Origin of the sequence: Paraburkholderia atlantica, from assembly GCF_009362785.1 — a bacterium.
GTDB classification, from domain to species: domain Bacteria; phylum Pseudomonadota; class Gammaproteobacteria; order Burkholderiales; family Burkholderiaceae; genus Paraburkholderia; species Paraburkholderia atlantica.
Genome location: NZ_WHNQ01000003.1, coordinates 35,323 through 60,570, shown reverse-complemented (window position 1 = coordinate 60,570; position 25,248 = coordinate 35,323). Strand labels below are relative to the sequence as shown.

The following is a 25,248-nucleotide window of genomic DNA, read 5'->3' as shown; positions in this document are numbered from 1 at the left end:
AACACGCAAAAGTTTTACATAGGAAAACTGTAGCCGAAAAATCGTTCAATGTAGGGAATTACACGGATTTTTTTACGCAAGATGTCAAGTAATGTTGTGCATATGCAAATTAAGCACAGATGAACCAGGTCGGTCGGAGCAGTGAGTGCAGTTTTTAATCCAAGTTGTTTTGCATGCGTCAACTTTACGGAGGAAGGCATGTTGGGGAGACACGGAGTAAAGCGTCGCGCGCTTGTGCTGGCTGCACTGCTGGCCTCGGCCGCGGGATTCACCACCCCGGCCTTCGCGGATTCGGGAGAGGTGTCGATCAGCGACTATTTCACGGGCGACATGGGGGAGAAGGCGTTCAACGAACAGCTCGCCAAATTCACCACGGCGACCGGGATCGCAATCAAGCAAAGCCCGGTGGGACACGAGGATTTCAAGTCGGTGATCCTGGTACGCGCGGCCGGGCATAGCCTGCCCGACGTTTTCAGTTTCTGGGCGGGCGCCAAGACGCAATTCATCGCCGATTCGAAGAGCCTGCATCCGATCGACGGCATGTGGAAGTCCGCGGGGCTGGATTCCGTGATCTCCAAACCGATCGCGGCGGCTGCGACGAGCTACAGCGGGCATCGCTATCTGGTGCCGGTCGACTATCACTTCGTCGGCATTTTCTATAACCCGAAGGTGATGGGCAAGGCGGGCATCACGGCAATGCCGACGACGTGGGACGGCTTCCTCGCCATGTGCAAGCAACTCAAGTCGCAAGGCATCACGCCGATTGCGATGGGGTCGAAGAATCGCTGGCCCGCGCAGTTCTGGTTCGACTACATGCTGTTGCGTACCGCGGGGCCGGACTATCGCGCGAAGCTGATGACGGGGCATGCCCGCTACGACGATCCGCAGGTGAGCTCGGTGATGGGCCAATGGAAGTCCATGTTCGATGCAGGCTATTTCAACAATAACGCCAACGCGATCGACTGGACCGACGCCGCCGACAAGGTCGCAAAGGGCGATGCCGCGATGACGCTGATGGGCACGTGGATCACGGGCTACTGGAACAACAACCATCTGGTGGCGGGCAAGGACTACGACGTTGCGGTATTCCCGCAGATGCAGGCGGGCGTGCCGAATGTCGCGCTGGGTCCGGTGGACGGCCTCGTGATCTCCTCCAACGCGAAGAACGTGGCGGGTAGCGAAAAACTGCTCGACTACATGGTCAGCAACACCGACGTGCAGTCGGCCTGGACGTCGTCCCAAGGCGCGCTGTCGGCCAACGTGAAGGTCGATCAGTCCCACTACAGCCCGGTGATGCAGAAAGCCGCCGCCGCGGTCGAGAAGTCCAACAGCTTCGCCTTCAACTATGACCTCGCCACGCCGCCGCCGGTGTCGGAAGTCGGTCTGTCGATGTTTGCGAAGTTCATCGACCAGCCGGGCGATATCAAGGGCCTGCTGAGTCAGACCCAGACGGATGCGCAGGCCGCGTTCAAGAAGCAGTGATACCTCCACGAAGGCGGGTCGCCCGGCGGCGGCCCGCCTTGTTTTCCGGTAGAGACGCGAGATGAGGACACACGATCGGCTATGGCGCGTGGTATTTCTGGCGCTGCCCCTGGGCGTTTTCGGAATACTGGTGGTGGGACCCCTGCTGTCGTCGTTCTATTACAGCTTTACCGACTGGAATGGCTTTTCGTCCGACTATGATTTTGTCGGGTTGTCCAATTTCACGCGGATTCGCGACGATCATCTGTTTTCGCATGCGGCGCTCAATACCGCGCTGTGGATCGTTGCCGCTATCGGGTTGCCGACGCTGCTGGGGTTGGGTCTCGCGCTGCTGCTCGATTCGAAGGTGCCCGGTTCCCGCGTGTTCAAGAGCATCTTCTATCTGCCGATCTGTCTGTCGGCCGTGATCGTCGGCCAGATCTGGATCTGGATCTATCAGCCCGACTGGGGGCTGCTCAACCTGTTTCTGTCTCACGCGACAAGAACCCCTCACGACTTTGCGTGGCTCGCTAAACCCAATACGGCGCTGTGGTCCGTGATCGTGGCGTGGTCGTGGCAACAGACCGGGCTGTCGATGGTGATCTATCTCGCCGGGCTCACCGCGATTCCCGAAGACCTGCAGGAGGTCTGCCATATCGAAGGCGCGAGCCGCTGGCAGCGCATCCGCCTCGTGATCCTGCCGTTGCTGACGCCCTCCACCGTGGTCGCGGTGGCGCTGTCGGTGATCAACTCACTGAAGGGTTTCGACATTCTCTACATCATGACCGGCGGTGGGCCGTTCAACAGTTCCGATACGCTGGCCATGCACATGTACAACGAGAGCTTCAAGAAATATCACATGGGCTATGGCAGTGCGATTTCGGTGGTGCTGTTCCTGATCGCCGTCTCCGTGATCGGCTTGTATTTCCGTCAGCTGCGCAAGGTGGACCGCATCTATGGATGAGCGTCCGTATGCCCGCTTCAATCCGGCGAGAGCGGCCACATTCACGATTCTCGTGGTGCTGGCGGTGCTGTTCCTGTTGCCCACTGTCGGCGTGTTGCTGTCGTCGGTGAAGGAGCAGCGCGACATTGCGCTGGGCGATCTCTGGAGCTTGCCGGTCAGGCTGTACCTCGGCAATTTCATCGAGGTGCTGTCCAAGCCCGCGGTGCACCAGTATTTCGTGAACACGCTGATCGTCACCGTGCCCGCCACGATCGTGTCGACCGCGCTTGGCGTGCTCGCCGGTTACGTATTCGCCAAGCTGCCTTTTCGCGGCTCGAATGGTCTGTTCCTGGTGCTGGTGTCCGGCATGTTCTTTCCGCCGCAGGTGATTCTGATTCCGCTGTTCCGGCTTTTCAATTTTCTCGGCCTGATCGACACACTGTGGCCGGTTTTCCTCGTGCATACCGCGCTGGGCATTCCGATCTGCTCGCTGCTGATGCGCAACTTCTTCGCAACCGTGCCGACCACGCTGCGTGAAGCCGCGATCATGGAAGGCGCATCGGAGCCGCGCGTGCTGCTATCGGTGGTGCTGCCGCTCAGTTTGCCGGCGCTCGCGGTGCTGGCGACGCTGCAGTTCACGTGGATCTGGAATGACTTTCTGTGGCCGCTGGTATTCACGCAATCCGACGACAAACGCACCATCATGCTCGGCATCGTGAACCTGAATGGCCAGTATTCCGTCGCCTGGGGCGTGCAGGGGGCGTTGTCGATTCTGGCGAGCTTGCCGACGCTGCTGGTGTTTCTGTTCTTCCAGCGCTACTTCATCAAGGGCATGACCATGGGCGCGGTAAAAGGGTGATCGAATGGCGCAATTGAGTCTGCAGGGAATACGCAAATCGTTCGCTGGCCATGAGGTGATCCATGGCGTCGATCTGCACATCGCCGACGGCGAGTTCGTGGTGTTCGTCGGCCCGTCGGGCTGCGGCAAATCGACGATGCTGAGAATGATCGCCGGCCTCGAAGATGTGTCGAGCGGGACGATCCATATCGATGGACGGGACGTGACGCAGGTGCATCCGTCGAAGCGCGAAATAGCGATGGTGTTTCAGTCCTATGCGTTGTTTCCGCACATGACGGTGGCTGAAAACATCGGCTTCGGATTGCGCCTGGCGGGTGTCGACAAGCGCGAGATCAGACGGCAGGTGGCCGAGGTCGGCAAGACGCTGCAGCTCGATCATCTGCTGGAACGCACGCCGAGAGAGTTGTCGGGCGGCCAGCGGCAGCGTGTCGCGATCGGGCGCGCCATCATTCGCCATCCGAAGATCTTTCTGTTCGATGAACCGCTTTCGAATCTCGATGCCGCGTTGCGCGTGCAGATGCGCCTCGAGATCGCGCGACTGCACGCCGAATTGCGCGCGACGATGGTGTACGTCACGCACGACCAGGTCGAGGCGATGACGCTGGCGGACCGGATCGTGGTGTTCAACGGCGGCAAGATCGAGCAGGTTGGCACGCCGATGGAGCTCTATGAACGGCCCGCGAATCTGTTCGTCGCGCGCTTTATCGGCGCGCCTGCGATGAACGTGCTCCCGGCGTCGGCCTGGCCGCATCTCATGAGCCCGGATGATGCCGGACCTCGCAGCGCGCCGGACGGCGTCGACTGTATCGGTGTCCGGCCCGAGCACATCACGCTTTGCGCACGCGGGCAGGCGAGTGTTGGCGGGCGCATCGAACTCGTCGAGCAGCTTGGCGCGGAGACGCTGTATTACCTCGCCATCGGCAATGGGCTACCCACGCTCACGGTGCGCTCGCCCCTCGCGCACGCCGTGCGCCGCGGAGACGAAGTCGGTCTGAATGTAGACAGGTCGAAGCTGCATCGCTTCGACCCGGCCGGGATCGCGATCGGGAATCACGCCAAGCGAAGCGATGAACGCAAACCATCGCCAACAGAGACTATTCAAATAGAGGAAGAAAAATGACGGGATCTCGTTTTCGCGTGGGGATCATCGGTGCGGGCCGCATCTCCGATCTGCACGCCATCGAATACCTGCAGAATCCGCTGGCACGCATCGTCGGCGTCTGCGACCGGGATGCGGCGCAGGCGCGCAGCAAGCTCGCGGCCTGGGGCATTCCCGACGTCGCGGTCGAGGAGGACGTGGATCGCTTCCTCGCACGTGAGGACATCGATCTGGTCGAAATTCTGTTGCCGCATCATCTGCATTTGCCGGTGGCGTTGAAGGCGATGGCTGCGGGCAAGATCGTGTCGCTGCAAAAGCCGATGTGCGTCGATCTCGCCGAGGCAGACCAACTGGTGGCGGCCGCCGAGGCCTACGACCGGCCATTCAAGGTCTTCGAGAATTTCATCTTTTATCCCCCCGTTCTGAAGGCGCGCGAGCTGATCGATCAGGGCGCGATCGGCACGCCGCTGTCGATCCGCATCAAGTCGAACCCGGCGCGCAGCGCGACGGCGTGGGAAGTGCCGCCGTCCGCATCGGCATGGCGCAGTGAGAAGTCTCACGCGGGCGGCGGGCCGCTCGTATTCGACGACGGACATCACAAGTTCGCGCTCGCCTGGCATTTCATGGGCGATCCGGAAGAGGTGCATGCGTTCATCGGCGATACCGAAGGTCCGGGCGGCATGCGTTTCGATGCACAGTCGATCATCTCATTCCGGTTTCCCGGCAATCGCGTCGGCAATCTGGAGATCGTCTATTCGCCGGACATGGAACTCGTGACGCGCCACTATGCGCAGGACGATCGCGTCGAGATCACCGGCACGGCGGGGGTGCTTTTCATCAACGGCGGCCATGGACGGCTCGGGGCGACGCCGCCCGTGACCCTGTACCGGGACGGCCAGATCACGACCTACGACGTGCCGAGCGGCTGGGAGCAGAGCTTCGTGCTGTCGACGCGGCATTTTCTGAATGCGCTGCAAACGGGTGGGGCGCCGGTGCTGACGGCGAGGGAGGCCCGTCAGGTGCTGCGCTTCTCGTCGGCGGCCGAGCAGTCGGCCCGTGAAGGCAAGGCGATTCGCCTGGCATTTTGATCCCGAGAGGGCACCACCATGTCTGATCTCGTTAGTCCGTCGAAGCAGCTTCCGGTCACGACAGAAAGCCGCGCCGCCTGGTTGCGCGAGGCGGGCGGGCTGAGCGCGGCGTTCGCGGACGGCCTGCTTTCCGATGTCGTCGAACTGCCTTTGGCCGAAGCGCTCGTGCTGGGTTTGATGAAGCAGGGCGTGACCAAGTATCTGGCGATCTTCGGGCACGGCAACACCGCGATTGCCGAGATTCTGCGTATCTACGAGGCGCACGGTCTCGTGAAATGCTGGCAGTTCCGCAACGAAGTGGAAATGGCGCACGCGGCCACCGCGCTTTCGTGGGTCTACGGCGAAGTTCCCGCGGTACTCACGTCGATCGGGCCGGGCGCTTTGCAGGCGCTCGCCGGTTCGCTGGCCGCGGCGTCGAACGGGGTCGGCGTCTACCATCTGTATGGCGACGAGACGACGCACGGCGAGGGCTACAACATGCAGCAGATTCCTCGGCCGGGGCAGGGATTGTTTGGCTCACTGACAGAACGGATGGGGGCGTCCTATACGTTGCACACGCCCGCTGCATTGCGCGACGCGTTGCGCAATGGCAGTGCGGCCGTGTTTCATCCGTGGCGGCCCGCGCCGTTCTATCTGAATCTGCCGCTGAACACGCAACTGGCGCGGGTGTCGCTGAGACTCGATGCGCTCGCGGCCCGACCCGTTTGGCCGCGTCTACCGATACCGGACGAGGCGTCCCTGGCCGTGGCTGCGAAGTTGATCGCGGGCGCGGAGCGGGTGGCGATCAAGGTCGGCGCTGGCGCGCGTCATGCGCCGGTGGCCGTGCGGCGGCTGGCCGAAGCCAGCGGTGCGGTCGCGGTCCTGAGCCCCGGAACGGTTGGCGTGCTGCCCGACGCGCATCCGCAGAACCTGCACGTGGCGGGCTCGAAAGGATCGATCAGCGGCAACTGGGCCATGCAGGAGGCCGAGCTGCTGATCGTGATCGGCAGCCGCGCGGTGTGTCAGTCGGACTGCTCGGGGATCGGCTGGCCGAAAGTTCGTCATGTGATCAACATCAACGCCGATCCGACCGACGTCCAGCACTACAACGAAAGCACCGCGTTGCTTGGAGATGCAGCGGCCATCTGCGAGCGGCTCGCGGCGGCGCTGGCGGGGCCGTTGACGCCGGCGAAATCGGCATGGCTCGAACAGGCCGCGCGCAAGAAAGCCGAGTGGACGGCCTTGCGCGACGCGCGCGCCGGCGGCCCGCGGTGTTTCGATGCGGTGTGGCGGCGCGAGGTGCTGACGCAACCGCAGGCCATCGCCATCGCCGAGCGTTTTTGCCGCGAGATCGGTGCGCTGAAGTTTTTCGATGCCGGCGACGTGCAGGCTAACGGCTTCCAGGTGATCCGCGACGACTCGCCCGGCGAAACGTATACCGAGTCCGGCGCGTCGTATATGGGTTTCGCGGTATCCGCGCTGCTCTCTCAGGCGATCGCGCGGCAAGGGTGCTACGGCATCGCGTTCACCGGCGACGGCTCGTTCATGATGAATCCGCAGATCCTGATCGACGGTATCGAGCATGGCGTGCACGGCACCATCCTGCTGCTGGACAACCGCCGCATGGCGGCGATCAGCAGCTTGCAGGAAGCGCAGTTCGATACCGATTACCGCACCAACGATTCGGTCGCCGTCGATTATGTGGCGATGGCGGGAGCGGTGGCGGGTGTGATGGCATTGTCGGCCGGCGATACGGAGCGGGGTCTGCGCGATGCGCTCGCGAAGGCGCACGCGCACCCTGGCCTGAGTCTGATTCACGTGCCGGTCTATTACGGTGCCGATCCCGCAGGCGGCATGGGTGCGTATGGCCGATGGAACGTCGGCCCGTGGTCCGACGGCGTGCAGGACGCTTATACGAAGACGCGAATCTGAAGGGGAGAGCATGTACGAATCTGGTGGCCTGCTGATCGACGGCGCGTGGCGCGGTGCGTCCGACGGTGAATGTATCGTGGTCAGAAGTCCGGCGACCGGCGAGCCGGTTGGTAGCGTGCCCGCCGCGACAGAAGCCGACGAAGAGGCTGCGCTCGCGGCGGCCGAGCGCGGTTTCGCGCGATGGTCCAAGACGCCGGCGTGGGAGCGAGCCGTGGTGCTGCGCCGCGCAGCGGACCTTCTGAGAGCCCGGAATGACACGTATGCCCTCCTGATGAGCGGCGAGACCGGCAAACCGTTGCTCGAGGCGCGCGGCGAGATCAACGCGAGCGCGGACCAGTTCGAGTGGTATGCGGAGGAGGCCAAGCGCATCTACGGACACACTATTGCCGGGCGCCATGCCGACGAACGGCTTGCTGTCGGGTATCAGCCAGTGGGGCCGTGCCTCGCGCTGTCGGCATGGAATTTCCCGATGTTGCTGCCGTCGCGCAAGATTGCCGCGGCGCTGGCGGCCGGCTGCAGCGTGGTCGCGCGTCCGGCTTCGGAAGCGCCAGGCAGCTGCATGGCGCTCGGGCAGGTTCTGCTCGATGCGGGCTTGCCGGCCGGGGTGCTTGGCATCCTGACCGGTCACGCCAAACCGATGGTGGCCCGGCTGGTTCAATCGAAGGTGATTCGCAAGGTGTCGCTGACGGGGTCGGTGCCGGTCGGCAAGGAGATCCTGCGGCTCGCCGCCGATCATGTGAAGAAGGTTACGATGGAGCTGGGCGGGCATGCACCCGTGATCGTCCATGCCGACGCGGACCCCGTGGAAAGCGCGAAAAAGCTGGCTACGACCAAGTTCCGCAATTGTGGCCAGGTCTGTATCTCGCCGTCGCGTTTCTATGTGCACCGCTCGATCCTGGCGCCGTTTGCCGAGACGTTTGCGGCCGTCGCGAGGGAACTCAGGATCGGGGATGGACGTGATCCTGCAACCACCCTCGGTCCGATGATTCGCGCCCGCGCGGTGGAGAGCGCACTGTCGCTGATCGAGGATGCCCGCGCCCGTGGTGCGCGAGTATTGGCTGGCGGCCAACGGCCGTCCCATCTCGAACGAGGGCATTTCATCGAGCCGACCGTGCTGGTTGACGTTCCCGACGACGCGAGGATCATGTGCGAGGAGCCGTTTGCACCCGTTGCGCCGATTGCGGCTTTCGATGACGTCACGGACGCGATCACGCGCGCCAATGCAACCGAGTTCGGTCTGGCGGCCTACGTCTTCACGCACGATTCGGCACTGGCCGCGATGACCGCCGAAGCGCTCGAGGCGGGCATGGTCGGCATCAATGAAACGCTGTTGGCGACGGCCGAGGCGCCTTTCGGTGGTATCAAGGAATCGGGCTTTGGCCGCGAGGGCGGCAGCCTCGGCATACTTGATTACCTGACGCCCAAATACATTCGTCATCGCCTGATCGTAAGGAATGGGACATGAATCAAAAACCGCGTGGCCTGGACAATGGCCTGACGAACTACGGTGATCACGACTTCGCGCGCTATCTGCGCCGGTCGTTTGCCAAATCGATGGGGTACACCGGCGAATCGCTCGACAAGCCGATCGTCGGAATCTGCACCTCGGAGAGTGGCTTCAATAACTGCCATCGCCACTTCCCCGAAATGATCAAGGCGGTCGAACGCGGTGTGCTGGCAGCGGGCGCGTTGCCGGTGGTGTTTCCGGTGATTTCGCTGGGCGAGGTATTCCTTTCGCCGACTTCGCTGGTCTATCGCAACCTGATGGCGATGGCCGTCGAGGAAATGATTCGCGCCCAGCCGATGGATGCGGTGGTGATGCTCGGCGGATGCGACAAAACCGTGCCGGCGATGTTGATGGGCGCGATCTCCGCGGGGCGGCCTGCCGCCATGGTGGTGGCCGGTCCGATGATGACCGGGCGACATCGCGGCGAGCGGCTCGGCGCGTGCACGGACTGCCGCCGTTTCTGGTCCAATTTCCGCGCGGGGAAAGTCCCGGAGCAGGAGATCCGGCAGGTGGAGGGACGTCTGGCCGTCACCGCGGGCACGTGTGCGGTCATGGGCACCGCGTCGACCATGGCGCTGATCGCGGAAACGCTGGGCATGATGCTACCGGGGTCGGCGGCGATTCCGGCCGTGCACGCGGATCGTCTGCGCAATTGCGAGGAGACCGGAGCGCTGGTTGCGCGCATGGCCCTCGATGGCGGACCGAAACCGGCCGAGATCGTGACGCCCGCATCGGTGCGCAACGCGTTGCGCGTGCTGTTGGCGGTCTCCGGTTCGACCAATGCCGTGATTCATCTGGCGGCGATCGCCGGTCGAATCGGACTGAAGATCGATTACGACGAGTTCAACCGGCTGTCCGATGAAACGCCCGTGCTCGTGGATCTGAAGCCGGTAGGCAACGGCTACATGGAGGATTTTCATGCAGCCGGCGGGCTGGAGGGTGTTCTGCGCGGCTTGATGCCTCAACTCGATCTGACTTGCCGCGACATCGCCGGGCAGAGTCTCGAGGAGCGTTTGAACAAGCCGCTTGCCGATCCGATCGATCCGGCCGTGATCCGCTCGACGGAGCAACCGGTCAGCGCCGAGGGCGGGCTGATCGTTCTGAACGGTAGCCTGGCGCCCGGCGGTGCGGTTCTGAAGCGCGCCGCCGCTACCGCCGAACTGCTCGAACACGAAGGGCGCGCGGTGGTATTTACCTCGCTCGAAGATCTGGCCGCCCGCATCGACGACCCCGATCTGGACGTCCGCGCGGACGACATTCTCGTACTGCAGAACGCGGGGCCGCGCAGTGCTTCAGGCATGCCCGAGGCCGGCTATCTGCCGATTCCGCAGAAACTTGCGCGGGCGGGGGTGAAGGACATGGTGCGGATTTCCGATGCGCGCATGTCGGGCACCGCCTACGGGACCATCGTGCTGCACGTGACGCCGGAGGCGGCGCTCGGCGGCCCGTTGGCGCTGGTGCGCAACGGCGACCGGATCAGGCTCTCGGCGCGGAACAAGCGGATCGATCTACTGGTTGACGAGGCCGAGCTGGCGCGTCGTGCCACTGAGATTCGTCCGGCGGAAGCGATGTATGCGCGCGGTTACCAGCGGCTTTATCACGATCACGTGCTATCCGCCGCGGCAGGGTGCGACTTCGATTTCCTCACCGCATTTCCTTCCGACGAGCTCAAGTAGTCTCATCTCCACCAGCGGTGGCGTCGAAGATGCGCTCGTCGAATTCGATCGGGAAGGGGTCGTTCCGGCTCAGCGTTCCGGCGTCGGCCGCGTTCCGGTAGTCGGCAAGACGGGCCGAAACAATGTTTCGAATGTGATTTCCGACAATGGCGGTTTGCTTGGGCCCCAGCGTTTCGAGGCGACCCAGCAGGTCACCGGGGAAGCGAAGCGAAATATAGGGAGTGTCGGGTCCGGCCGGGTTGCGGACTAGCAGCACGTTCAACCGACCATCCGCCGCAGCCTCTTCGCTGTAGATAGCGTCATCGTGGAAGGAGCGCGATACCGCCTGGGCGACGCGCTCCAGAACACTGCGAGTGATCTGATAGATGGGCATATTCGTCTCCTGATCGAACGCCGGACAATCGTATCACTTTCCCTTTTTCGCGCCTGCACGTAGCGCGTCACCCTCGTACGCGTCGCCGACATCAGGCAAATTCGTTCGAGGCTGCGTTATACTCAAATTTATGGATACGAACCCGACCTCGCTGAAACCGCATCGTTGGTGGCACGCCTGAATCCGGCGGCCCGTTTCCACACACACGCATATTCGCAAACGTGATGCCGCCAGTCCTGGCGGCATTTTCGTTTCAGCGCGCTCATGGCTGGTGGCATCGAAATTATGAGCCTCCTGTCCATGACACACACAAACCGCCCCACGATCTTGACCGGTGACCGCACCACCGGCCCGCTTCACCTCGGCCACTATATCGGCTCGCTGCGTGCGCGCGTCCAACTTCAGCATGAGGCGCAGCAGTTCCTGCTTCTCGCTGACACGCAGGCGCTGACCGACAACGTCGGCCGGCATCAGAAAGTTACCCAGAACGTCATCGAAGTAGCGCTCGACTATCTTGCGGTGGGCATCGACCCAGCGAAGTCGACGATCTTCATCCAGTCCCAGGTGCCAGAGCTGGCCGAGCTGTTTCAATATCTGCTGAACGTCGTGACGGTCGCGCGTCTCGAACGAAACCCGACCATCAAGGAAGAGATTCGCCTGCGCGGTTTCGAGCGCGACATCCCGGCAGGCTTCCTCACGTATCCGATCAGTCAGGCGGCTGACATCACCGCGTTCAAGGCAACGCACGTACCCGTGGGCGATGACCAGCTACCGATGATCGAGCAGACCAACGAATTGGTTCGGCGCTTCAACAACACCGTCGACCGATCTGTACTGGTCGAATGCGAGGCGGTGCTGTCACAGGTCACGCGATTGCCCGGCATCGATGGCAAAGCCAAGATGAGCAAGTCCCTCGGCAACGCGATCGCATTAGGCGCCACGCCGGACGAAATCACCAAGGCAGTCAACAACATGTATACCGACCAGAACCACTTGCGAGTCAGCGATCCTGGTCAGGTGGAAGGCAATGTCGTGTTCGCGTTTCTCGATGCGTTCGAGCCCGACGTGCAGAAAGTCGACGAACTGAAATCCCACTATCGGCGTGGGGGACTTGGCGACAGCGTGATCAAGCGCGTGCTGAACGAGCGGCTCCAGTCGCTGATTGAACCGATTCGCGCACGACGTCGCGAGTTGGAGGAAGACCCGGCCGAGGTGCTTGCGATCCTGCGTCGCGGTACGATGCGCGCGCGGGAAGTGGCTGGAGAAACATTGTCAGAGGTCAGAGGCGCGCTGGGCTTGACCTACTTTCAGCGCTGAGCAGCGAAGATCGGCTATGTCGCGCTCGACGGCAAGAATCAGCAATCGCGGTGGCGGATTTCGCAATTGCCGCGTCGAGACACAACCGGCAGCATGGAGTCACATCATGCATCGCTCTCCGTTGCCGGGGTCGCTTCAGTGCTGCATCGCGACAACGGTTCGCCATTTTCATTGGCGGTTTTTGGCCCTGGGTCGATTCAGATCCTCGAAGAATCGGTTGCTGCCGCAGAAGGCGATGATGAACCGCACGATCTGGCCAGGCATTCGCGACGAAATCGAAATCCCGAAGCTGGACTGTGCGGTCGTCTTATCCGACGACAAAACTACGGCTCAACAATCATCGAATTGTTGCGCCGCAGGAGCCTTGAGGGCATTTTCCGAACTCTGGAGATCGTGATGCAAACGCTGTCACACTGGATCGTTGTTCTTACCAATGCGTACATGGAATACACGACGTGCAACTGGAATGCCACGCACGTCTACCGGCGCACGGTTGGATATGACCAGGTGACATGGTGCTGAACGCACGCGGGCTTGTTGTTCGTTGTCGTGCGTGACGGTTCTCGTTCAAAGCCCGCAGGTTGTAAATTACGCCTTTTTCACGTAGGCGTTACACCATCCTTTTGCTTCGACCAGCTTGCCCCCATAGGTCGGGCACGGCCCATTCGTAGAACCGGGTTTGCCTTGATACAGTTGGCAATTTGCGCAGGTCTGCCCGGTCTGATACCGAGGGAATTTTGTCTTGTCGACCTTGGACGCGTCCATCTTGTATCCGAGCGCCTGCGCGGTCGGATCGTTTTCGGCCAGCACCGGCGCGTCCGCGTTTGACTTCGTCGAGAGGACGGTCGTCGAGGCAACGGATGCGGCAAGTATCATGAAATGACGGCGAGAGAGCGACACGATCGAAACTCCTTTCGAACACAAACAGGCGGCCGCAAAGTGACGGTGAACCGCTCAATCGCGAACCGCCTCGTCATGACATGAGCAATCGACATTCCTTTCGATTGTCGAACACCGGTTTCGAAGCCGGCCTGTTGGTCGACATATCACGTTGCGACATATTGAGAACGAGGGCGTGTGCTGTACCGCGTGACTCTCGTGTCATCCGTCTACCGGCGAACGCATGTCATTGCGGCTTGAGGTGCAGATCATTGCTCACGGATTGCACCCCGGGCACGCCGTGGGTCACCGCAAGCGCTTTCAGAATCTGAGCCTCTGAATCCACGTATCCCGACAACTGCACGACGCCTCGATACGTCGCCACGCTCATCGGCAGCGATCGTAGCGCGGGGTCCGCGGCAAGCGCCTGCTTCACCCGGTTGGCGAGCGTGGCGTCGTCAGTGGCGATTGCCCCCGACGCATTCGCGGACGGTGTCGCCGTCGCCGTCGACTTACAGCCGTTGGTGAAGACGAACGCGGGCAACGCGAACATCGCGACGATCAGTAACCGGCCTTGGATGTAGGGCGCGTTTCGCATTGAAGTCGATTTCCCCAATAAGCTCTGAATGGACATTCGTACATTCTATCGATGGTGCTTCGTGCCCACGACGGCAGATAGCCGTCGTCTTTCGTTCACTCAGTTGCTCGGGCGTTGACATATTTGCCTCAGGCATATAATAATTTGCCTAAGGCAAATATACAGGTGCAATCATGTCAGATCTCACCGTCGACCAGCGCGCGCACACAGTTCGCAGCTTCAACCGTTTCTATACGCGCCAGATCGGCGTGCTGCACGAGCATCTGCTCGAGAGCGAGTTCTCACTGACCGAGGTCCGCATCCTGTATGAGCTTGCACACCGCGCTGATCTGACGACGTCGGATCTGTGCCGCGAACTGGGCCTGAATGCTGGCTATCTGAGCCGCGTGATCTCTGGCTTCGAAAAGAAGGGCCTCGTCGTCAAATCGCGCTCGGCGACGGACGCTCGCGTCGCGCATCTCGAGTTGACGGACCACGGCCGCGCGAGCTTTGCGCCGCTCGATCAAGCGTCGCAGCGGGAGGTCATCGCGATGCTCGAGCGGCTGCCGCAGACCGCCCAGCAGCAACTGGTCGACGCGATGGAGCAAATTCGCACGCTGCTGAGCGATCCGGAGCCGGGCTTCATTCTGCGCGAGCCGCAACCGGGCGACATGGGCTGGATCGTGCATCGGCAAGCCGTGCTGTACGCGCGGGAGTTCGGCTGGAACGCAGAGTACGAGGCGCTGGTCGCAGAAATCGTCGCGAAGTTCGTTCGCGAATTCGATCCGAAGCGCGAACGCTGCTGGATCGCCGAGAAAGACGGCAAGCCGGTCGGCTCGGTGTTCGTGGTACGGCAGGACGACGCGACCGCGAAGCTGCGGCTGCTTGCCGTCGAAGCAAGCGCACGTGGCCTCGGCATCGGCCACCGTCTCGTCGACGAGTGCATCCGCTTCGCGCGCTACGCCGGCTACCGGAAACTCGTGCTGTGGACCAACAGCGTGCTCACCGACGCACGCCGCATCTATGAAAGGGCGGGTTTCACGCTGGTAGAGGAGCAGCCGCATCACAGCTTCGGCCAAGACCTGATCGGTCAGAACTGGGCGCTCGATTTGTGAAGGCAGATGGCAAGGCGTCGTCGGCCGCCGCGATCACCGGTGTGCTGGTCGGCGTGGCAATGGTGTCGACGCGCGCGGTGTCGAGCCATGCATCGCCACCAACGCTCGCCTTTCTTCGCTATCTGATCGGCACCGTCGTACTCGCTGTCCCGGTGCTGTGCGGCCCGCGCCCGCGCTTCACGCTGAAAGACGCCCTCGCGATCGCGGTGCTTGGCGTTTTTCAGTTTGCGCTGCTGATCGTGCTGATCAATGAAGCGTTGCGAACATTGTCCGCCGCCATCTGTGCGCTCGTGTTCTCGACCATGCCGCTTCTTACGATGACTTTCGCGATCATGGTTGGCCGCGAGGTCTTTCGCTGGACCAAGCTCGCCGGCCTCGCGCTTGCGGTTTGCGGCATCGCGTTGCTGTTGGCTGCGTCGGCTTCATCTGGCGGCGCGCATCCGAGCACGGCCCCTGCATTCGCCGCCCTGTTCGGCGCAACGGTGATCGGCGCGGTGTGCAGCATCATGTACCGGCCTTATGTGCAACGCTATCCGGCATTGCCCACCAGCGCATTGGCAATGACCGCCGCGGTCGTTTTTCTCGCCGTATGGTGCGTTGTCGCATCGCAGCCGCTCGTGCCAGGCTTGACGGTATCGCAATGGGCGAACGTCGGCGTGATCGGCTTATCGAGCGGCATCGGATATTTTTGTCTGCTGTGGGCGCTCGCGCGGATCGATGCGAGCCGCGTCGTCGCGTTTCAGGCGCTCGGGCCGGTTACGGCGGCGGCCATCGAACTGTTCATCGCGCGGCGGCCGCCTTCGATGACGTTGCTCGTTTCGATAGCGATCGTCGTCATGGGTCTCAAGCTGGCGCTGAGCGAGGCTCCGCATTGGCCGGGACGATGCGGCACGGGGCGCGCAGCCAGGCGTTGAATTGCGTTCATTGCGCGACTCAACCGAATGCGGGGAATCGCCTAGACTACAGAACCGACGGCACTGTCATCCCCGCGACTCTCTCCGGCCATGGCGCACATCTTTTTCGCAGCTTCGATTCAGCGACATGTCGCAACGCCCGAGCGCGAGATCGACGCGCGCACCCTCGGCGAAGCGCTCGAAGCCGTATTTGTCGCGCAACCTCGACTGCGCGGCTACATTCTTGACGATCAGGGCTCGCTGCGGCCGCATCTCGCGGTGTTCGTCGACGGCCGGCGGGTGCACGACCGTGAGCATCTGTCCGACGCGCTCGGCGAGCAAAGCCGGGTTTACGTCGTTCAGGCGCTGTCGGGGGGGTGAGAGGGTCATCAGTACTCGAGGAGTCACTCGATATGAGCGATCGATTGCTTGTCGCGACCCGCAAGGGCCTGTTCGATGTCCGAGCCGATGGTGAGGGCGGCTGGAACTTCGGCGATCTGCATTTCGCCGGCGAGCCAGTCAGTATGGTGCTGCCTGATCCGCGCGACAGCTCGCTGTATGCGGCGCTCAATCTCGGCCACTTCGGCGTGAAGCTGCATCGCCGGCGCGAAGGCATGGCGGATTGGGAAGAGTGCGCTGTTCCGGTCTACCCGCCGCAGCCCGCCGACGAGACGCATGCCGGAGACGGCGCGCACGCGAGCGCAGGCGCCGACAGCGATAACGATGCCGCGCCCAGCCGGCCGGCCACTCCGTGGACGCTTCAGCAGATCTGGTCGCTCGAAACAGGCGGCCCGGACGAGCCGGGTGTCTTGTGGGCCGGCACGATTCCAGGCGGGCTTTTCCGTTCCGGCGATGGCGGCGACACGTGGGTGCTCAACCGCGCGCTGTGGGATCGCCCGGAGCGCCGTGAATGGTTCGGTGGCGGCTACGACGCGGCGGGAATCCATTCGGTGATGGTCGATCCGCGCGACAGCCGGCACGTGACGATCGGCGTGTCTTGCGGCGGCGTCTGGCAAACCGACGACGGCGGCGCGAGCTGGCGCGTGAGTGCCGAGGGCATGGAGGCCGACTACATGCCGCCGGAGCGGCGCGGCGACGCCAACGTGCAAGACCCGCACCGCGTCGTGCAATGCCCGGCAAACCCCGATGCGTTGTGGACTCAGCATCACTGCGCCATCTTCCGCTCGATCGACGGTGCGGCCCACTGGCAGCGGATCGAAGCGCAGCCATCGAGTTTCGGCTTCGCGGTTGCCGTCCATCCGCGCGACCCCGACACCGCGTGGTTCGTGCCTGCCGTGAAAGACGCGTGCCGCATTCCGGTGGACGGCCAATTCGTTGTCACGCGCACACGCGACGGCGGGCGCACGTTCGAGCGTTTCTCGAACGGGCTGCCGCGGAGCCCGGCGTATGACCTTGTCTACCGGCACGGGCTCGCGGTAGATGACTCCGGCATGCGCCTCGCGATGGGGTCGACCACCGGCTCGCTCTGGACGTCCGACGACGGCGGCGAAAGCTGGCAATTGATTTCAGCGCATTTGCCGCCTGTTTATTGTGTTCGGTTTGGATGAGGGATTTGCGTCAGGAGATCGAGAGCGTGCAATTTGACGGACCGCGCGAATTTCCGCAGCGGCCCGTCGCGCGCGCTAACTCATGATTGGCGCCATCGCAGTTTCGATCCGCGACACCTGGTTCGCGGTAATCATGCTGCCGAGCGCATGACTAAAGCGCGGTTCCTGCACGCCGGAAATGATGTATTGCCAGCGGTACGCGCCGAGCAGACCCGCATGCACGGCCTCTTTTTCTGCCATCGGCAGAGGCCGTCCGCAGATCCTTGCAAAGTAGTCGGCGTCCGCGCGGGCCTGGGTTTGCAGCATGCCATCGACGGCAGCGACCAGTTCGATCAGTTCGTCGACCGCCTTGTCGCGCTCCTCAGGCGAAAGTCGGGCGTCTTCGCGTTGCCATTCGAGTTCGTCGAGGATTGCGTGTTGTGATTCCTCGCGCCAATGGTAGAGAAAGACGTCCTTCCACAGCTCCGATGAATTCGGGTCGTCGCCGATGCTGCCGCGATAGTGCGCCAGCACGAAAAGCTCGATGTGACAGGTCAGCGCGAGCACCGCCCAGGTGGATTTCGAAAGCACGAACGAAGCGACGCTGTTGGCTTCCGGCAAGAACGCGTAGCCGGCGGGCATGCCTTCAGCGCACATGTGTTCGATCCGGCGAAACAGTTCCTGATGCTTGATTTCTTCATCGCTGAACCGGACCAGCGCTTCGAGTGCGTCCTGGTCGCCGAGGCGGTAGGGACCGCTCATCTCCAGTACCTTGGCCGCAATGAAGCGTTCGACGAGGCCGAACATGTTTGCATACGTGCGGCCCTGAATCTGACTGAGCATGCGCTGTTCGTCGGGGCCGAGGAAGTCGAGGGAATCGATCTTCGACAGCGCGTCCGGCAGGAATTTCTTCGAAAAATCGAAAGATCGGCCGCGAATCACGTCGCGGTCGATGTCCCAGCGGACGCGTTTCGATGCGGCGATACATTTTGCGTAGCGGCTGGTGTCGATCGGGTTCATAGCAGTGGTGAGTTCCATTGAAACATCTCCTTCAATTGCGATTCATCGATACTCAAAGTGCCGATGCCCGCCGGGATGTCCGTTCGAGTGTGTCAGCCATCGTGGCCGAAGCGCATCGTCACGATCCAACTATCGTTGCGGGACGTCATCGATCCGTGAACAGCGCGCGGGGCCGCGTAAATTCGTCGTAAAAAAAGATCGAATGAAGAGGAAACAAGCCTGGGCAAAGTCCGGCCGCGATGCGTGAATGTCGTGCGCCGCGAAGTAAACTGTTTGTAGGGCAACGTTTCTTTTTCCGCACGTCATGACCCGGCTCACGATCGAAGTCTTTGGGGGCTTGCACATCCGCCTTGCTGGGGAGCGCATGCCGCTGGACTTTCCGACCCGCAAGAGCAAGGCGATCCTGGCTTACCTCGCCTTGTCGCCGGGCATGCTGCGTTCACGCGAGCAACTGGCAAGCGTGTTCTGGGAACGCAGCGCCGAAGAGCAGGCGAGAGCGAGCTTGCGGCAGACGCTGTCGAGCCTGCGCCGGATGTTGTCGTACGCCGCGCCGCTGTTGAAGGCAGGGCCAGACGCGATTTGGCTCGACGCCCACCTTGTCGACGTCGACGCGCTGCAATTCACGCACTTCTCGGGCGAGCGGTCTGCCGCTTCACTGGCAAAGGCTGTCGCGCTCTATCGAGGCGCGCTGCTCGATGGCTTCGGCCTGCGTGAAGAACCCTTCGAACAATGGATGGCGATTGAGCGTCGCTGGTTTCATGAGCGCGCAGTGGAAGTGTTCGGCGAGCTCGTCAGCCTTTATGAGCAATCCGGCGCATCCAGTGACGCGATAGCGACGGCCAGCAGAATCCTGGCATTGGACCCATTGCTGGAATGGGCGCATGCGGCACTGATGAGGCTGTATGCGAGAGCGGGGCGCCGGGATGCTGCGATGCGTCAGTATCAGGAATGCGTGCGCGTGCTCAATGCCGAACTCGGCATCGTGCCCACGGAAGCGACTCAACGTCTGGCCGCCGAAATTCAGCAGGATGGGTATGGCGTGCCCGCCGCGGCGGAGCTGATTGCTGGGGTACGAGCAGAGCAGCCTGGCGCAGCGTCGCGCGACGCGCATGAAGCCGTCCATGCAGCGCTATCGCCGGCGGAGCGCAAACAGGTCAGCGTGCTCTGCACGCGCGTGCGCGAGCCGATCGGCGACACCGACCCTGAGCTTGGTGTGGAGCAGGTCGACGCCGTGCTGAAGACCATGGTCGACGCCGTCCACCGGTTCGGCGGGCTCACGACGCAGCTTCGCAGCGATGGAGTGACGGCGCTGTTCGGGGCGCCCGTCTCCCAGGAGGACCACGCGGTGCGGGCCTGTTACGCCGCGCTCGCGATGCGCGAAGCGATGCCGGCGGTCGTTGGACGGCCCCTGGACGTGCGAATTGGCATTCATTCCGGTGACGCGATCGTCCGAACGATCGGCAGCGACCGGGCGCAGCACTACGACGCGCTAGGCGCCGTACCGCAACTGGCGAACCTGATCGATTCCGTGCTGCGCGTCGATGAGATCGGCGTAAGCGCCGACACGGTGCGGTGCGCGGAAGGATTCATCGAACTCGCGGATCGTCGGTCGCGAGTGCTGCCAGGCCCGGCGCCGCCGGTCGAGATCTTCATATTGCGCGCCAGGTCTGGGCTGCGGCTTCGTTGGGACGCTCGCGCGGCACGCGGCCTTTCGCGGTTTGTCGGGCGCGACACGGAAATGGCTACTTTGCAGGGGCTGCTCGAGCGCGCCGCATACGGCACTGGCCAGGTGTGCGCGATCGTCGGGGAAGCCGGGGTGGGCAAGTCCCGTCTGGTGCACGAATTCGTCAGCGCGGCACGCGCGGCTGGATGGACGACACTCGAAACGGGTACGAGCTCGCACGACAACAGCGCAATTTATCTTCCGATCGCCGATCTGCTGCGGACGTGGTTCGGCATCGGCGAGCGCGACACGCTGGCTGAAGCGGCTGACAGGCTGAGTCAGGGCATCGGCGCAGTCGACCCGCAACTCGCCGTGACGCGTCCCCCGCTGGCTGCACTGCTGGACTTGCCGACCGACGATCCGCAGTGGGAGATCGCAAGTCCGCCGCAAAAGCGCAAGCGCACCCTCGAAGCCGTGGCTTCTCTCATCATCCGTGCGAGTGAGAGCCATCCGCTGGTCGTCGTCGTCGAGGATCTGCATTGGAACGACGATGGCACGCAAGCAGTGCTCGATCATCTCGTCGATTGCATGGGCGCCGCGCGCGTGTTGCTGCTCGTCACTCATCGGCCGGAATACCGGCACGCCTGGTTCGGCAAAAGCTATTTCTCGCAGATCCGTGTGGACAGTCTTGCCGCTGAAAGCGCGGACCTGCTGCTGCGCTCGCTGCTCGGCGACGACGCCGGGGTATTGGCTCTGCGCAGACGGCTGATCGAGCGCACGGGCCGCACGCCACTCTTTCTCGAAGAGTCGGTCCGTGCTCTGGTCGATGCCGGTGCGCTGGTCGGTCAGACAGGTGCGTACCAGATGGTTCGATCCGTCGACACGTTCGAGATCCCATCGACCGTGCACGCCGTCCTGGCATCGCGGATCGATCGACTGTCCGCGCAGCAAAAAGGTTTGCTGCAGACGGCAGCCGTGATCGGCCAGGAGTTTGCGGTCGATCTTCTGCAGCCGGTGGCTCAACTCGAGCACGAACGGCTGCTCGATCTGCTGGGCGAGTTGCAGGCGGCCGAATTCCTCTATCAGACGCGCTTGCTGCCTCACCAGCAGTACACGTTCAAGCATGCGCTTACGCATCGCGTCGCTTATGCAAGCGTGCTCAAAGAGCGGCGGCGAGCGGTGCACGTGCAACTCGTGGAGGTGATCGAGCGGCTTCATGAGCAACGTCTCGATGAGCATGTCGAGCGCCTCGCGCATCACGCGCTGGCGGGCGAGTTGTGGGAGAAGGCTGTCGAATACCTGTACCGCTCGGCGTGCAAGGCGCTGCAGCGATCCGCGTATCAGCAGGCGGTCGAGTATCTGAACCGGGGACTCGACATCATCCGGACCTTACCTCGCACGCCGGCGCTGCTCAGGCATGAACTCGATTACCAAAAGGTTCTGGGCGTGACGATGATGGCGGCGAAGGGCTGGGCTGCCAAAGAAGTGCTCGACGCCTATACGCGGGCCCGTTCGCTGTGCGAGGAGCTAGCCGACGACAGCGAGTTGTTCACGGTTCTGCGAGGCGAAGGACAATATCGGATGATCCGGGGCGAGTCGGAAGTCGCCCGTGAACTTGGCAACCGCTGCGCCGCACTAACGGCGGACTCGCACGACCCTGCAATGCGCATAGAAACGCATCATCTGTTCTGGACCAACAGCTTTTTCATGGGGGAATACGCCGCGGCCGGATTCCACTGTGCAAAGGGGATTGCCCTCTACGAGCGCGAACGGGACCATGCGCTGACATTCAAGTACTCCGGGCATGATCCCGGTGTCTGCTGCCGCTGCTTCACCGCGCTCGTGCAGTGCCTGCGCGGCTATCCGGACAAGTCGCTGTCGATTTCCGACCGGACCCTCGAACTCGCGCGCGAACTCGATCATCCGCTGACGACGGCTCTCGCGTACTGGACGCGCAGCTTCGCGCATATCCTGCGTGGCGAGCCGGAATTGGCGCGGCAGTGGGCGGTACGTGAGATCGCGGTGTGCGAGGAATACGCGTTGCCGTTGCTGCTGTCGCAGGGGGCATTTCAACTGGGCTGGACATTGGCGCAATGCGGCGACCTCGACGAAGGCATCGAACGGATGCGTGAGGGCATTGCGGCAATCAGCGCGACAGGTGCGGAAATGGGCTTGCCGTACTTCAACGCGCTGCTCGGCGAAGCGCTTGGCCGAGCCGGCAGGGGTGAGGCGGGGCTCGTCGCGATCGACCGGGCGCTCGCGGCTGTGGATGAGCATGGCGGCCGTTTCCAGCTCTCCGAGATGCTGCAGCTCAAAGGCGAATTGCTCGCGGCCCAGCGAACCGCGCGATCCGAAGAAGGGCTCGCGTTGATCCGCGAAGCGCTCGCCGTGGCACAAAGGCAGGGCGCGTGCTTTCCGGGTCTTCGTGCTGCAACCAGCCTTGCCCGCGGGTTGGCGTCAACGGGCGATTTCAATCATGCCTGCGCCGTGTTGCAGCCCGCCTGCGAGGCCATTAGTGAAGGAAGCGGACTGACCGACGTGCGTGCGGCGCGAGCCCTGCTCGCGGAACTCGAGAACCGATAGCAGCAGTGCGGTCGCGCGGCGGTGCGTTTTGGTCGATTCGCGTCGGGCGCGCGAGATGCGCACATCAGTCAGCGTGCCGCCACGCGTATCAATCTTGCCGCCGGACCGGGTTTCGCCGGCAGGTCTGCCTGGTCAACGGCGACGCGCCACTTCGGAAACGTGCCGGAGCCGTCGACTGTCCACGACTCGCCCATTTCGTCGACATACTTTGCATTCGCGCTTCGCCCGGCCGCCGACGCGCGCCGCGGCGCGCCCGGCGCGGCGCGTTCGAACGACCGGCTGCCCAGTTCGTTAAACACCGTCGCCAGCGGCCGCCGCGCCTGGCCCGACCGGCTGAGCGGCGTGGCGAGCGGGCCGGCGGGCGCGCGCAGCACCGCGTCGGCCGGCTCGCGGCCGGCGAGGATCGCGCCCAGCAGCGCGGACGGACCGCTCGAAGCCGATGCTTCGTTGGCGGAATCAGCGGCGCGCTTCGCGCCCGGCGCGCTCGGTGAATCGAGTGCCAGAGGTTCGCTCGCGCCATCGATCCGCACGACGAGGATCACGTGCCAGTCGTCGGGCGTGTTGTTGTAGCGCGGCGCGAGCGACACGAGACGCAGCCGCTCGATGTCGAAACCCGCGTCGCGCAGCAGCAGGTATTTGGCGACGGCGAAGTCCTTGCACACGCCGCTTTCGGCGAAGAAGCGTGCCGGCGCGTAGTAGCTGCCGTCGGTTCCGTCGCGGTAGCGGACCTCGTTGACGAGCGCGTCAGCGAGCAGCACGGCTGACGCATCGCCGGCCTTCGCGCGCTCTGCCCGCACCTGCGCAACGAGGCGGGTCCAGCCGGCGGGTTCGCGCATCAGGTGGCCGCGCAGCGCCTCGCGCAGGCGCTGCACGCGGCCGATAGCATCCGACGATGGTTCGAGCTGCCTGTCGGCAAGCGGCAGCAGGAACATCAGGTCGCCGACTTGCGCGAGTTCCGGGCGGATCTTGCGGTTGGCTTCCCACCACGTCCCGGTGCGCAGGCGCTCGATGCCAGCTTTCAGCTCGTGAGGCGTCGCCGAATCGCTGGGAGCCGCGTCGCGCGTGTCGGATGCATAGCGTTGCGATGCCTCTGGCAGGTTCGCGGCGCCGGCGACGACGGGCAACAGCACCGCGGCTGCGAGCGAGCACTGGAGAAAGCAGAGTAGCAGTCGAGCGAGCGGCATAGGTAGACTCCAAAAAGCCACACCGGGCGCCGATGCGCGACGGTGTTTCGAAGTCCCTCCGATGGCGTCGTACGCCATTCGGAGCAAGGCAACGCTGGCTTAAAACCAACATTGCACGCGACGTGCCAATTCGTCATATTTCTCTAGTCCATTGATTAAAAAAGGAAATGAGCTTTGCGGATCGGGTGCCGCAAACGCTCCGTGACGCCCGTCGCCCAACATACATGCGATACCTGTTGGCGTTGCCCGCACACTTTGAGTGGATGGAAGTCGCAGGCCGCGTCTCCGTTACCATCGCTGATGGGGAACCTCGACGAAACAGACGACCACGCGCAACTATCCGAAGGCATTGGGAGGCTTGAATGGCTGCTGACCATGACACATTGCATCCACTACGCCCGCTCCTGAAGAATTGGGTTTGGGAGCATGGACGAATCGGTACTCGCTATCTGGACTGCATCGATGGCGAGATCAAGTTTGATGAAGGTAAGAAATCGCGCTTTGCGGCCGAAAAGTATGTCTACGTGCCGCTCGATACGGACGCTGCAGACGATACGGCTGCGGATGGCCCTCCTATCCAGGAAGCGGGACTTGCCCGGTTCTTGCGGGCAGCGCAATTGGGCAAGCCAGACGAGGCCGGCTCGGTTGCGGAGATCCACCGCGCGGTTCAGGACTGCGTGGAGCTGGGCGTGTTCAGCGCATATCAGTCGGACGCCCGGGAGGCATTCGCGCGCTATGCGAACGAGCCCATGTTCGAGGATGAAATCCGCGCGGCAGTCATCGCTGATATCCGACGCGCCTACGCGGGCATGCGCAAGCAACTGGCGCTGTACGATTTCAGCGTGCTTTACGGCTTGGCCATGCCGCTGCTCATCAGCGAGACGCCCTTCATCGACTGGCGCGTGCGAGGGAGTCCAGCGGTACCGTTCGTATCGCTTCCTCTTGGACCTTATTGCCTGCTGGTGGGCGCGCCGTCGGGCAGGAGCAGCCGGATTGGCCCGGTGGTCTGGAAGGCCGCGACCTCGATGGGGCCGCTGAAGGACCACAACCGAAAGATCGAGGAGCACGCACGCCTGTGGCTGGTAGCGACCACGGACGACCAGCTCGTCGGGATACAACGCCGCTTCGCCGCAGGTAGGAGCGCCAGGCCAGAGTCCTGAAGCCCCGACTGAATCGCGCGATTCGTTCAGGGCAGTTGTAAATCAAAGCTGCCTTAGCCCGGGGCTCATTGCTCCGATGAAACGAGACGATATCCATCATGAACTCGCCAAGGTGCTGTTCAAACGTACAGTAGCGCGCAGTTCATGTAACGGCCTAGACTTAACATATGGATATGGACAAGAACGCGGAGCGAGTTATGGTCACCAGGACTGTCCGACGGACACTTTCCAGTCTGACTTCGGCAATTACGCATGCGCCGAATAGCAAGCACCGGATCGAACATACCGTGAAATCGGCTCAGCAAAGGGCGGACGAGGCCTGGAGGCGCACGACACACGGACCCCATAACGACGTGGTACGTAAAGATCCGAAAGGGTGATTTTCGCAAGCTG

The 25,248-nt window shown here is 62.8% G+C and carries 21 protein-coding genes; 16 read left to right on the top strand and 5 right to left on the bottom strand.

Annotated elements, in window-relative coordinates:
• Nucleotides 1–198: 198 nt before the first annotated feature.
• The 8 genes from GCT19_RS04780 (at nucleotide 199) to GCT19_RS04745 (ending at nucleotide 10,544) form a co-directional block, all read left to right on the top strand.
• Nucleotides 199–1,482 carry an ABC transporter substrate-binding protein gene (locus GCT19_RS04780; protein ID WP_152851185.1) on the top strand — a complete coding sequence of 428 codons (1,284 nt, stop codon included), beginning with the start codon at nucleotides 199–201 and terminating at the stop codon, nucleotides 1,480–1,482.
• A 61-nt stretch (nucleotides 1,483–1,543) separates the two neighbouring features.
• Nucleotides 1,544–2,425: a carbohydrate ABC transporter permease gene (locus GCT19_RS04775; protein WP_152851184.1), complete on the top strand. Its 882-nt coding sequence runs from the start codon at nucleotides 1,544–1,546 to the stop codon at nucleotides 2,423–2,425.
• Nucleotides 2,418–3,263 carry a carbohydrate ABC transporter permease gene (locus tag GCT19_RS04770; protein WP_152851183.1) on the top strand — a complete coding sequence of 282 codons (846 nt, stop codon included), beginning with the start codon at nucleotides 2,418–2,420 and terminating at the stop codon, nucleotides 3,261–3,263. The genes GCT19_RS04775 and GCT19_RS04770 overlap by 8 nt, the downstream gene beginning before the upstream one ends.
• A 4-nt stretch (nucleotides 3,264–3,267) precedes the next feature.
• The gene (locus tag GCT19_RS04765; protein ID WP_152851182.1) at nucleotides 3,268–4,383 is read left to right on the top strand and encodes an ABC transporter ATP-binding protein; all 1,116 of its coding nucleotides are present in this window, start codon (nucleotides 3,268–3,270) and stop codon (nucleotides 4,381–4,383) included.
• The gene (locus GCT19_RS04760; protein ID WP_152851181.1) at nucleotides 4,380–5,450 is read left to right on the top strand and encodes a Gfo/Idh/MocA family protein; all 1,071 of its coding nucleotides are present in this window, start codon (nucleotides 4,380–4,382) and stop codon (nucleotides 5,448–5,450) included. The genes GCT19_RS04765 and GCT19_RS04760 overlap by 4 nt, the downstream gene beginning before the upstream one ends.
• 18 nt (nucleotides 5,451–5,468) lie before the next feature.
• On the top strand, nucleotides 5,469–7,361 hold the full coding sequence (locus GCT19_RS04755) for a thiamine pyrophosphate-dependent enzyme (RefSeq protein WP_152851180.1): 1,893 nt from the start codon (nucleotides 5,469–5,471) through the stop codon (nucleotides 7,359–7,361).
• Between the two features lie 10 nt (nucleotides 7,362–7,371).
• The gene (locus GCT19_RS04750) at nucleotides 7,372–8,826 is read left to right on the top strand and encodes an NAD-dependent succinate-semialdehyde dehydrogenase (protein WP_152851179.1); all 1,455 of its coding nucleotides are present in this window, start codon (nucleotides 7,372–7,374) and stop codon (nucleotides 8,824–8,826) included.
• Nucleotides 8,823–10,544, top strand: a complete 1,722-nt coding sequence (locus tag GCT19_RS04745) for an IlvD/Edd family dehydratase (RefSeq protein ID WP_152851178.1) — start codon at nucleotides 8,823–8,825, stop codon at nucleotides 10,542–10,544. The genes GCT19_RS04750 and GCT19_RS04745 overlap by 4 nt, the downstream gene beginning before the upstream one ends.
• Here GCT19_RS04745 and GCT19_RS04740 read toward each other — a convergent pair.
• Entirely contained in the window at nucleotides 10,537–10,917 is a 381-nt protein-coding gene (locus GCT19_RS04740; RefSeq protein WP_152851177.1) for a hypothetical protein, read from the bottom strand. The two genes, GCT19_RS04745 and GCT19_RS04740, sit on opposite strands and share 8 nt — an antisense overlap.
• Nucleotides 10,918–11,217: 300 nt before the next feature.
• Between GCT19_RS04740 and trpS the strand changes: the two genes are divergently transcribed.
• Together trpS and GCT19_RS04730 are read left to right on the top strand one after the other, a co-directional pair.
• Nucleotides 11,218–12,234: a tryptophan--tRNA ligase gene (gene trpS, locus GCT19_RS04735; protein WP_018436330.1), complete on the top strand. Its 1,017-nt coding sequence runs from the start codon at nucleotides 11,218–11,220 to the stop codon at nucleotides 12,232–12,234.
• Nucleotides 12,235–12,327: 93 nt separating this feature from the next.
• Complete coding sequence (locus tag GCT19_RS04730; RefSeq protein WP_152851176.1) at nucleotides 12,328–12,756, top strand: hypothetical protein; 429 nt, start codon at nucleotides 12,328–12,330, stop codon at nucleotides 12,754–12,756.
• A 66-nt stretch (nucleotides 12,757–12,822) separates the two neighbouring features.
• Here GCT19_RS04730 and GCT19_RS04725 read toward each other — a convergent pair whose 3' ends face one another.
• Nucleotides 12,823–13,134, bottom strand: a complete 312-nt coding sequence (locus GCT19_RS04725) for a high-potential iron-sulfur protein (RefSeq protein WP_085951688.1) — start codon at nucleotides 13,132–13,134, stop codon at nucleotides 12,823–12,825.
• Nucleotides 13,135–13,360: 226 nt separating this feature from the next.
• Nucleotides 13,361–13,711, bottom strand: coding sequence for a BON domain-containing protein (locus tag GCT19_RS04720; protein ID WP_152851175.1), 351 nt, complete (start codon nucleotides 13,709–13,711; stop codon nucleotides 13,361–13,363).
• A gap of 173 nt (nucleotides 13,712–13,884) precedes the next feature.
• Here GCT19_RS04720 and GCT19_RS04715 point away from each other — a divergent pair, with 173 nt between their 5' ends.
• The 4 genes from GCT19_RS04715 to GCT19_RS04700 all read left to right on the top strand — a co-directional run bounded on the left by GCT19_RS04715 (nucleotide 13,885) and on the right by GCT19_RS04700 (nucleotide 17,266).
• Complete coding sequence (locus GCT19_RS04715) at nucleotides 13,885–14,805, top strand: bifunctional helix-turn-helix transcriptional regulator/GNAT family N-acetyltransferase (protein WP_152851174.1); 921 nt, start codon at nucleotides 13,885–13,887, stop codon at nucleotides 14,803–14,805.
• Nucleotides 14,802–15,719, top strand: coding sequence for a DMT family transporter (locus GCT19_RS04710; protein ID WP_321576753.1), 918 nt, complete (start codon nucleotides 14,802–14,804; stop codon nucleotides 15,717–15,719). The genes GCT19_RS04715 and GCT19_RS04710 overlap by 4 nt, the downstream gene beginning before the upstream one ends.
• 90 nt (nucleotides 15,720–15,809) lie before the next feature.
• A complete protein-coding gene (locus tag GCT19_RS04705; protein ID WP_152851172.1) occupies nucleotides 15,810–16,079 on the top strand; it encodes a MoaD/ThiS family protein in 270 nt (89 codons plus the stop codon).
• Between the two features lie 32 nt (nucleotides 16,080–16,111).
• Complete coding sequence (locus GCT19_RS04700) at nucleotides 16,112–17,266, top strand: WD40/YVTN/BNR-like repeat-containing protein (protein ID WP_152851171.1); 1,155 nt, start codon at nucleotides 16,112–16,114, stop codon at nucleotides 17,264–17,266.
• Between the two features lie 75 nt (nucleotides 17,267–17,341).
• Here the strand turns inward: GCT19_RS04700 and GCT19_RS04695 are convergent, their stop codons facing one another.
• Nucleotides 17,342–18,283, bottom strand: a complete 942-nt coding sequence (locus GCT19_RS04695) for a hypothetical protein (RefSeq protein ID WP_152851170.1) — start codon at nucleotides 18,281–18,283, stop codon at nucleotides 17,342–17,344.
• A gap of 346 nt (nucleotides 18,284–18,629) precedes the next feature.
• Here GCT19_RS04695 and GCT19_RS04690 point away from each other — a divergent pair, with 346 nt between their 5' ends.
• Nucleotides 18,630–22,511, top strand: a complete 3,882-nt coding sequence (locus GCT19_RS04690; protein WP_227749179.1) for an AAA family ATPase — start codon at nucleotides 18,630–18,632, stop codon at nucleotides 22,509–22,511.
• A gap of 68 nt (nucleotides 22,512–22,579) precedes the next feature.
• Here GCT19_RS04690 and GCT19_RS04685 read toward each other — a convergent pair whose 3' ends face one another.
• On the bottom strand, nucleotides 22,580–23,695 hold the full coding sequence (locus GCT19_RS04685; RefSeq protein WP_152851168.1) for a transglutaminase domain-containing protein: 1,116 nt from the start codon (nucleotides 23,693–23,695) through the stop codon (nucleotides 22,580–22,582).
• A gap of 362 nt (nucleotides 23,696–24,057) precedes the next feature.
• Here GCT19_RS04685 and GCT19_RS04680 point away from each other — a divergent pair, with 362 nt between their 5' ends.
• Nucleotides 24,058–24,855 (top strand): hypothetical protein, encoded by a 798-nt coding sequence (locus GCT19_RS04680; protein ID WP_152851167.1) that lies wholly within the window; start codon nucleotides 24,058–24,060, stop codon nucleotides 24,853–24,855.
• Nucleotides 24,856–25,248: the final 393 nt, after the last annotated feature.

Excerpts from the sequence above, each read along its gene's own strand:
- GCT19_RS04745 (WP_152851178.1), top strand. The coding sequence starts at position 8,823 with ATGAATCAAAAACCGCGTGGCCTGGACAATGGCCTGACGAACTACGGT.
- GCT19_RS04755 (WP_152851180.1), top strand. The coding sequence starts at position 5,469 with ATGTCTGATCTCGTTAGTCCGTCGAAGCAGCTTCCGGTCACGACAGAA.
- GCT19_RS04680 (WP_152851167.1), top strand. The coding sequence starts at position 24,058 with ATGGCTGCTGACCATGACACATTGCATCCACTACGCCCGCTCCTGAAG.
- GCT19_RS04730 (WP_152851176.1), top strand. The coding sequence starts at position 12,328 with ATGGAGTCACATCATGCATCGCTCTCCGTTGCCGGGGTCGCTTCAGTG.
- GCT19_RS04705 (WP_152851172.1), top strand. The coding sequence starts at position 15,810 with ATGGCGCACATCTTTTTCGCAGCTTCGATTCAGCGACATGTCGCAACG.
- GCT19_RS04700 (WP_152851171.1), top strand. The coding sequence starts at position 16,112 with ATGAGCGATCGATTGCTTGTCGCGACCCGCAAGGGCCTGTTCGATGTC.
- GCT19_RS04770 (WP_152851183.1), top strand. The coding sequence starts at position 2,418 with ATGGATGAGCGTCCGTATGCCCGCTTCAATCCGGCGAGAGCGGCCACA.
- GCT19_RS04780 (WP_152851185.1), top strand. The coding sequence starts at position 199 with ATGTTGGGGAGACACGGAGTAAAGCGTCGCGCGCTTGTGCTGGCTGCA.
- GCT19_RS04740 (WP_152851177.1), bottom strand. The coding sequence starts at position 10,917 with ATGCCCATCTATCAGATCACTCGCAGTGTTCTGGAGCGCGTCGCCCAG.
- trpS (WP_018436330.1), top strand. The coding sequence starts at position 11,218 with ATGACACACACAAACCGCCCCACGATCTTGACCGGTGACCGCACCACC.
- GCT19_RS04765 (WP_152851182.1), top strand. The coding sequence starts at position 3,268 with ATGGCGCAATTGAGTCTGCAGGGAATACGCAAATCGTTCGCTGGCCAT.
- GCT19_RS04685 (WP_152851168.1), bottom strand. The coding sequence starts at position 23,695 with ATGCCGCTCGCTCGACTGCTACTCTGCTTTCTCCAGTGCTCGCTCGCA.
- GCT19_RS04715 (WP_152851174.1), top strand. The coding sequence starts at position 13,885 with ATGTCAGATCTCACCGTCGACCAGCGCGCGCACACAGTTCGCAGCTTC.
- GCT19_RS04690 (WP_227749179.1), top strand. The coding sequence starts at position 18,630 with ATGCCGCTGGACTTTCCGACCCGCAAGAGCAAGGCGATCCTGGCTTAC.
- GCT19_RS04750 (WP_152851179.1), top strand. The coding sequence starts at position 7,372 with ATGTACGAATCTGGTGGCCTGCTGATCGACGGCGCGTGGCGCGGTGCG.
- GCT19_RS04720 (WP_152851175.1), bottom strand. The coding sequence starts at position 13,711 with ATGCGAAACGCGCCCTACATCCAAGGCCGGTTACTGATCGTCGCGATG.
- GCT19_RS04760 (WP_152851181.1), top strand. The coding sequence starts at position 4,380 with ATGACGGGATCTCGTTTTCGCGTGGGGATCATCGGTGCGGGCCGCATC.
- GCT19_RS04775 (WP_152851184.1), top strand. The coding sequence starts at position 1,544 with ATGAGGACACACGATCGGCTATGGCGCGTGGTATTTCTGGCGCTGCCC.
- GCT19_RS04695 (WP_152851170.1), bottom strand. The coding sequence starts at position 18,283 with ATGGAACTCACCACTGCTATGAACCCGATCGACACCAGCCGCTACGCA.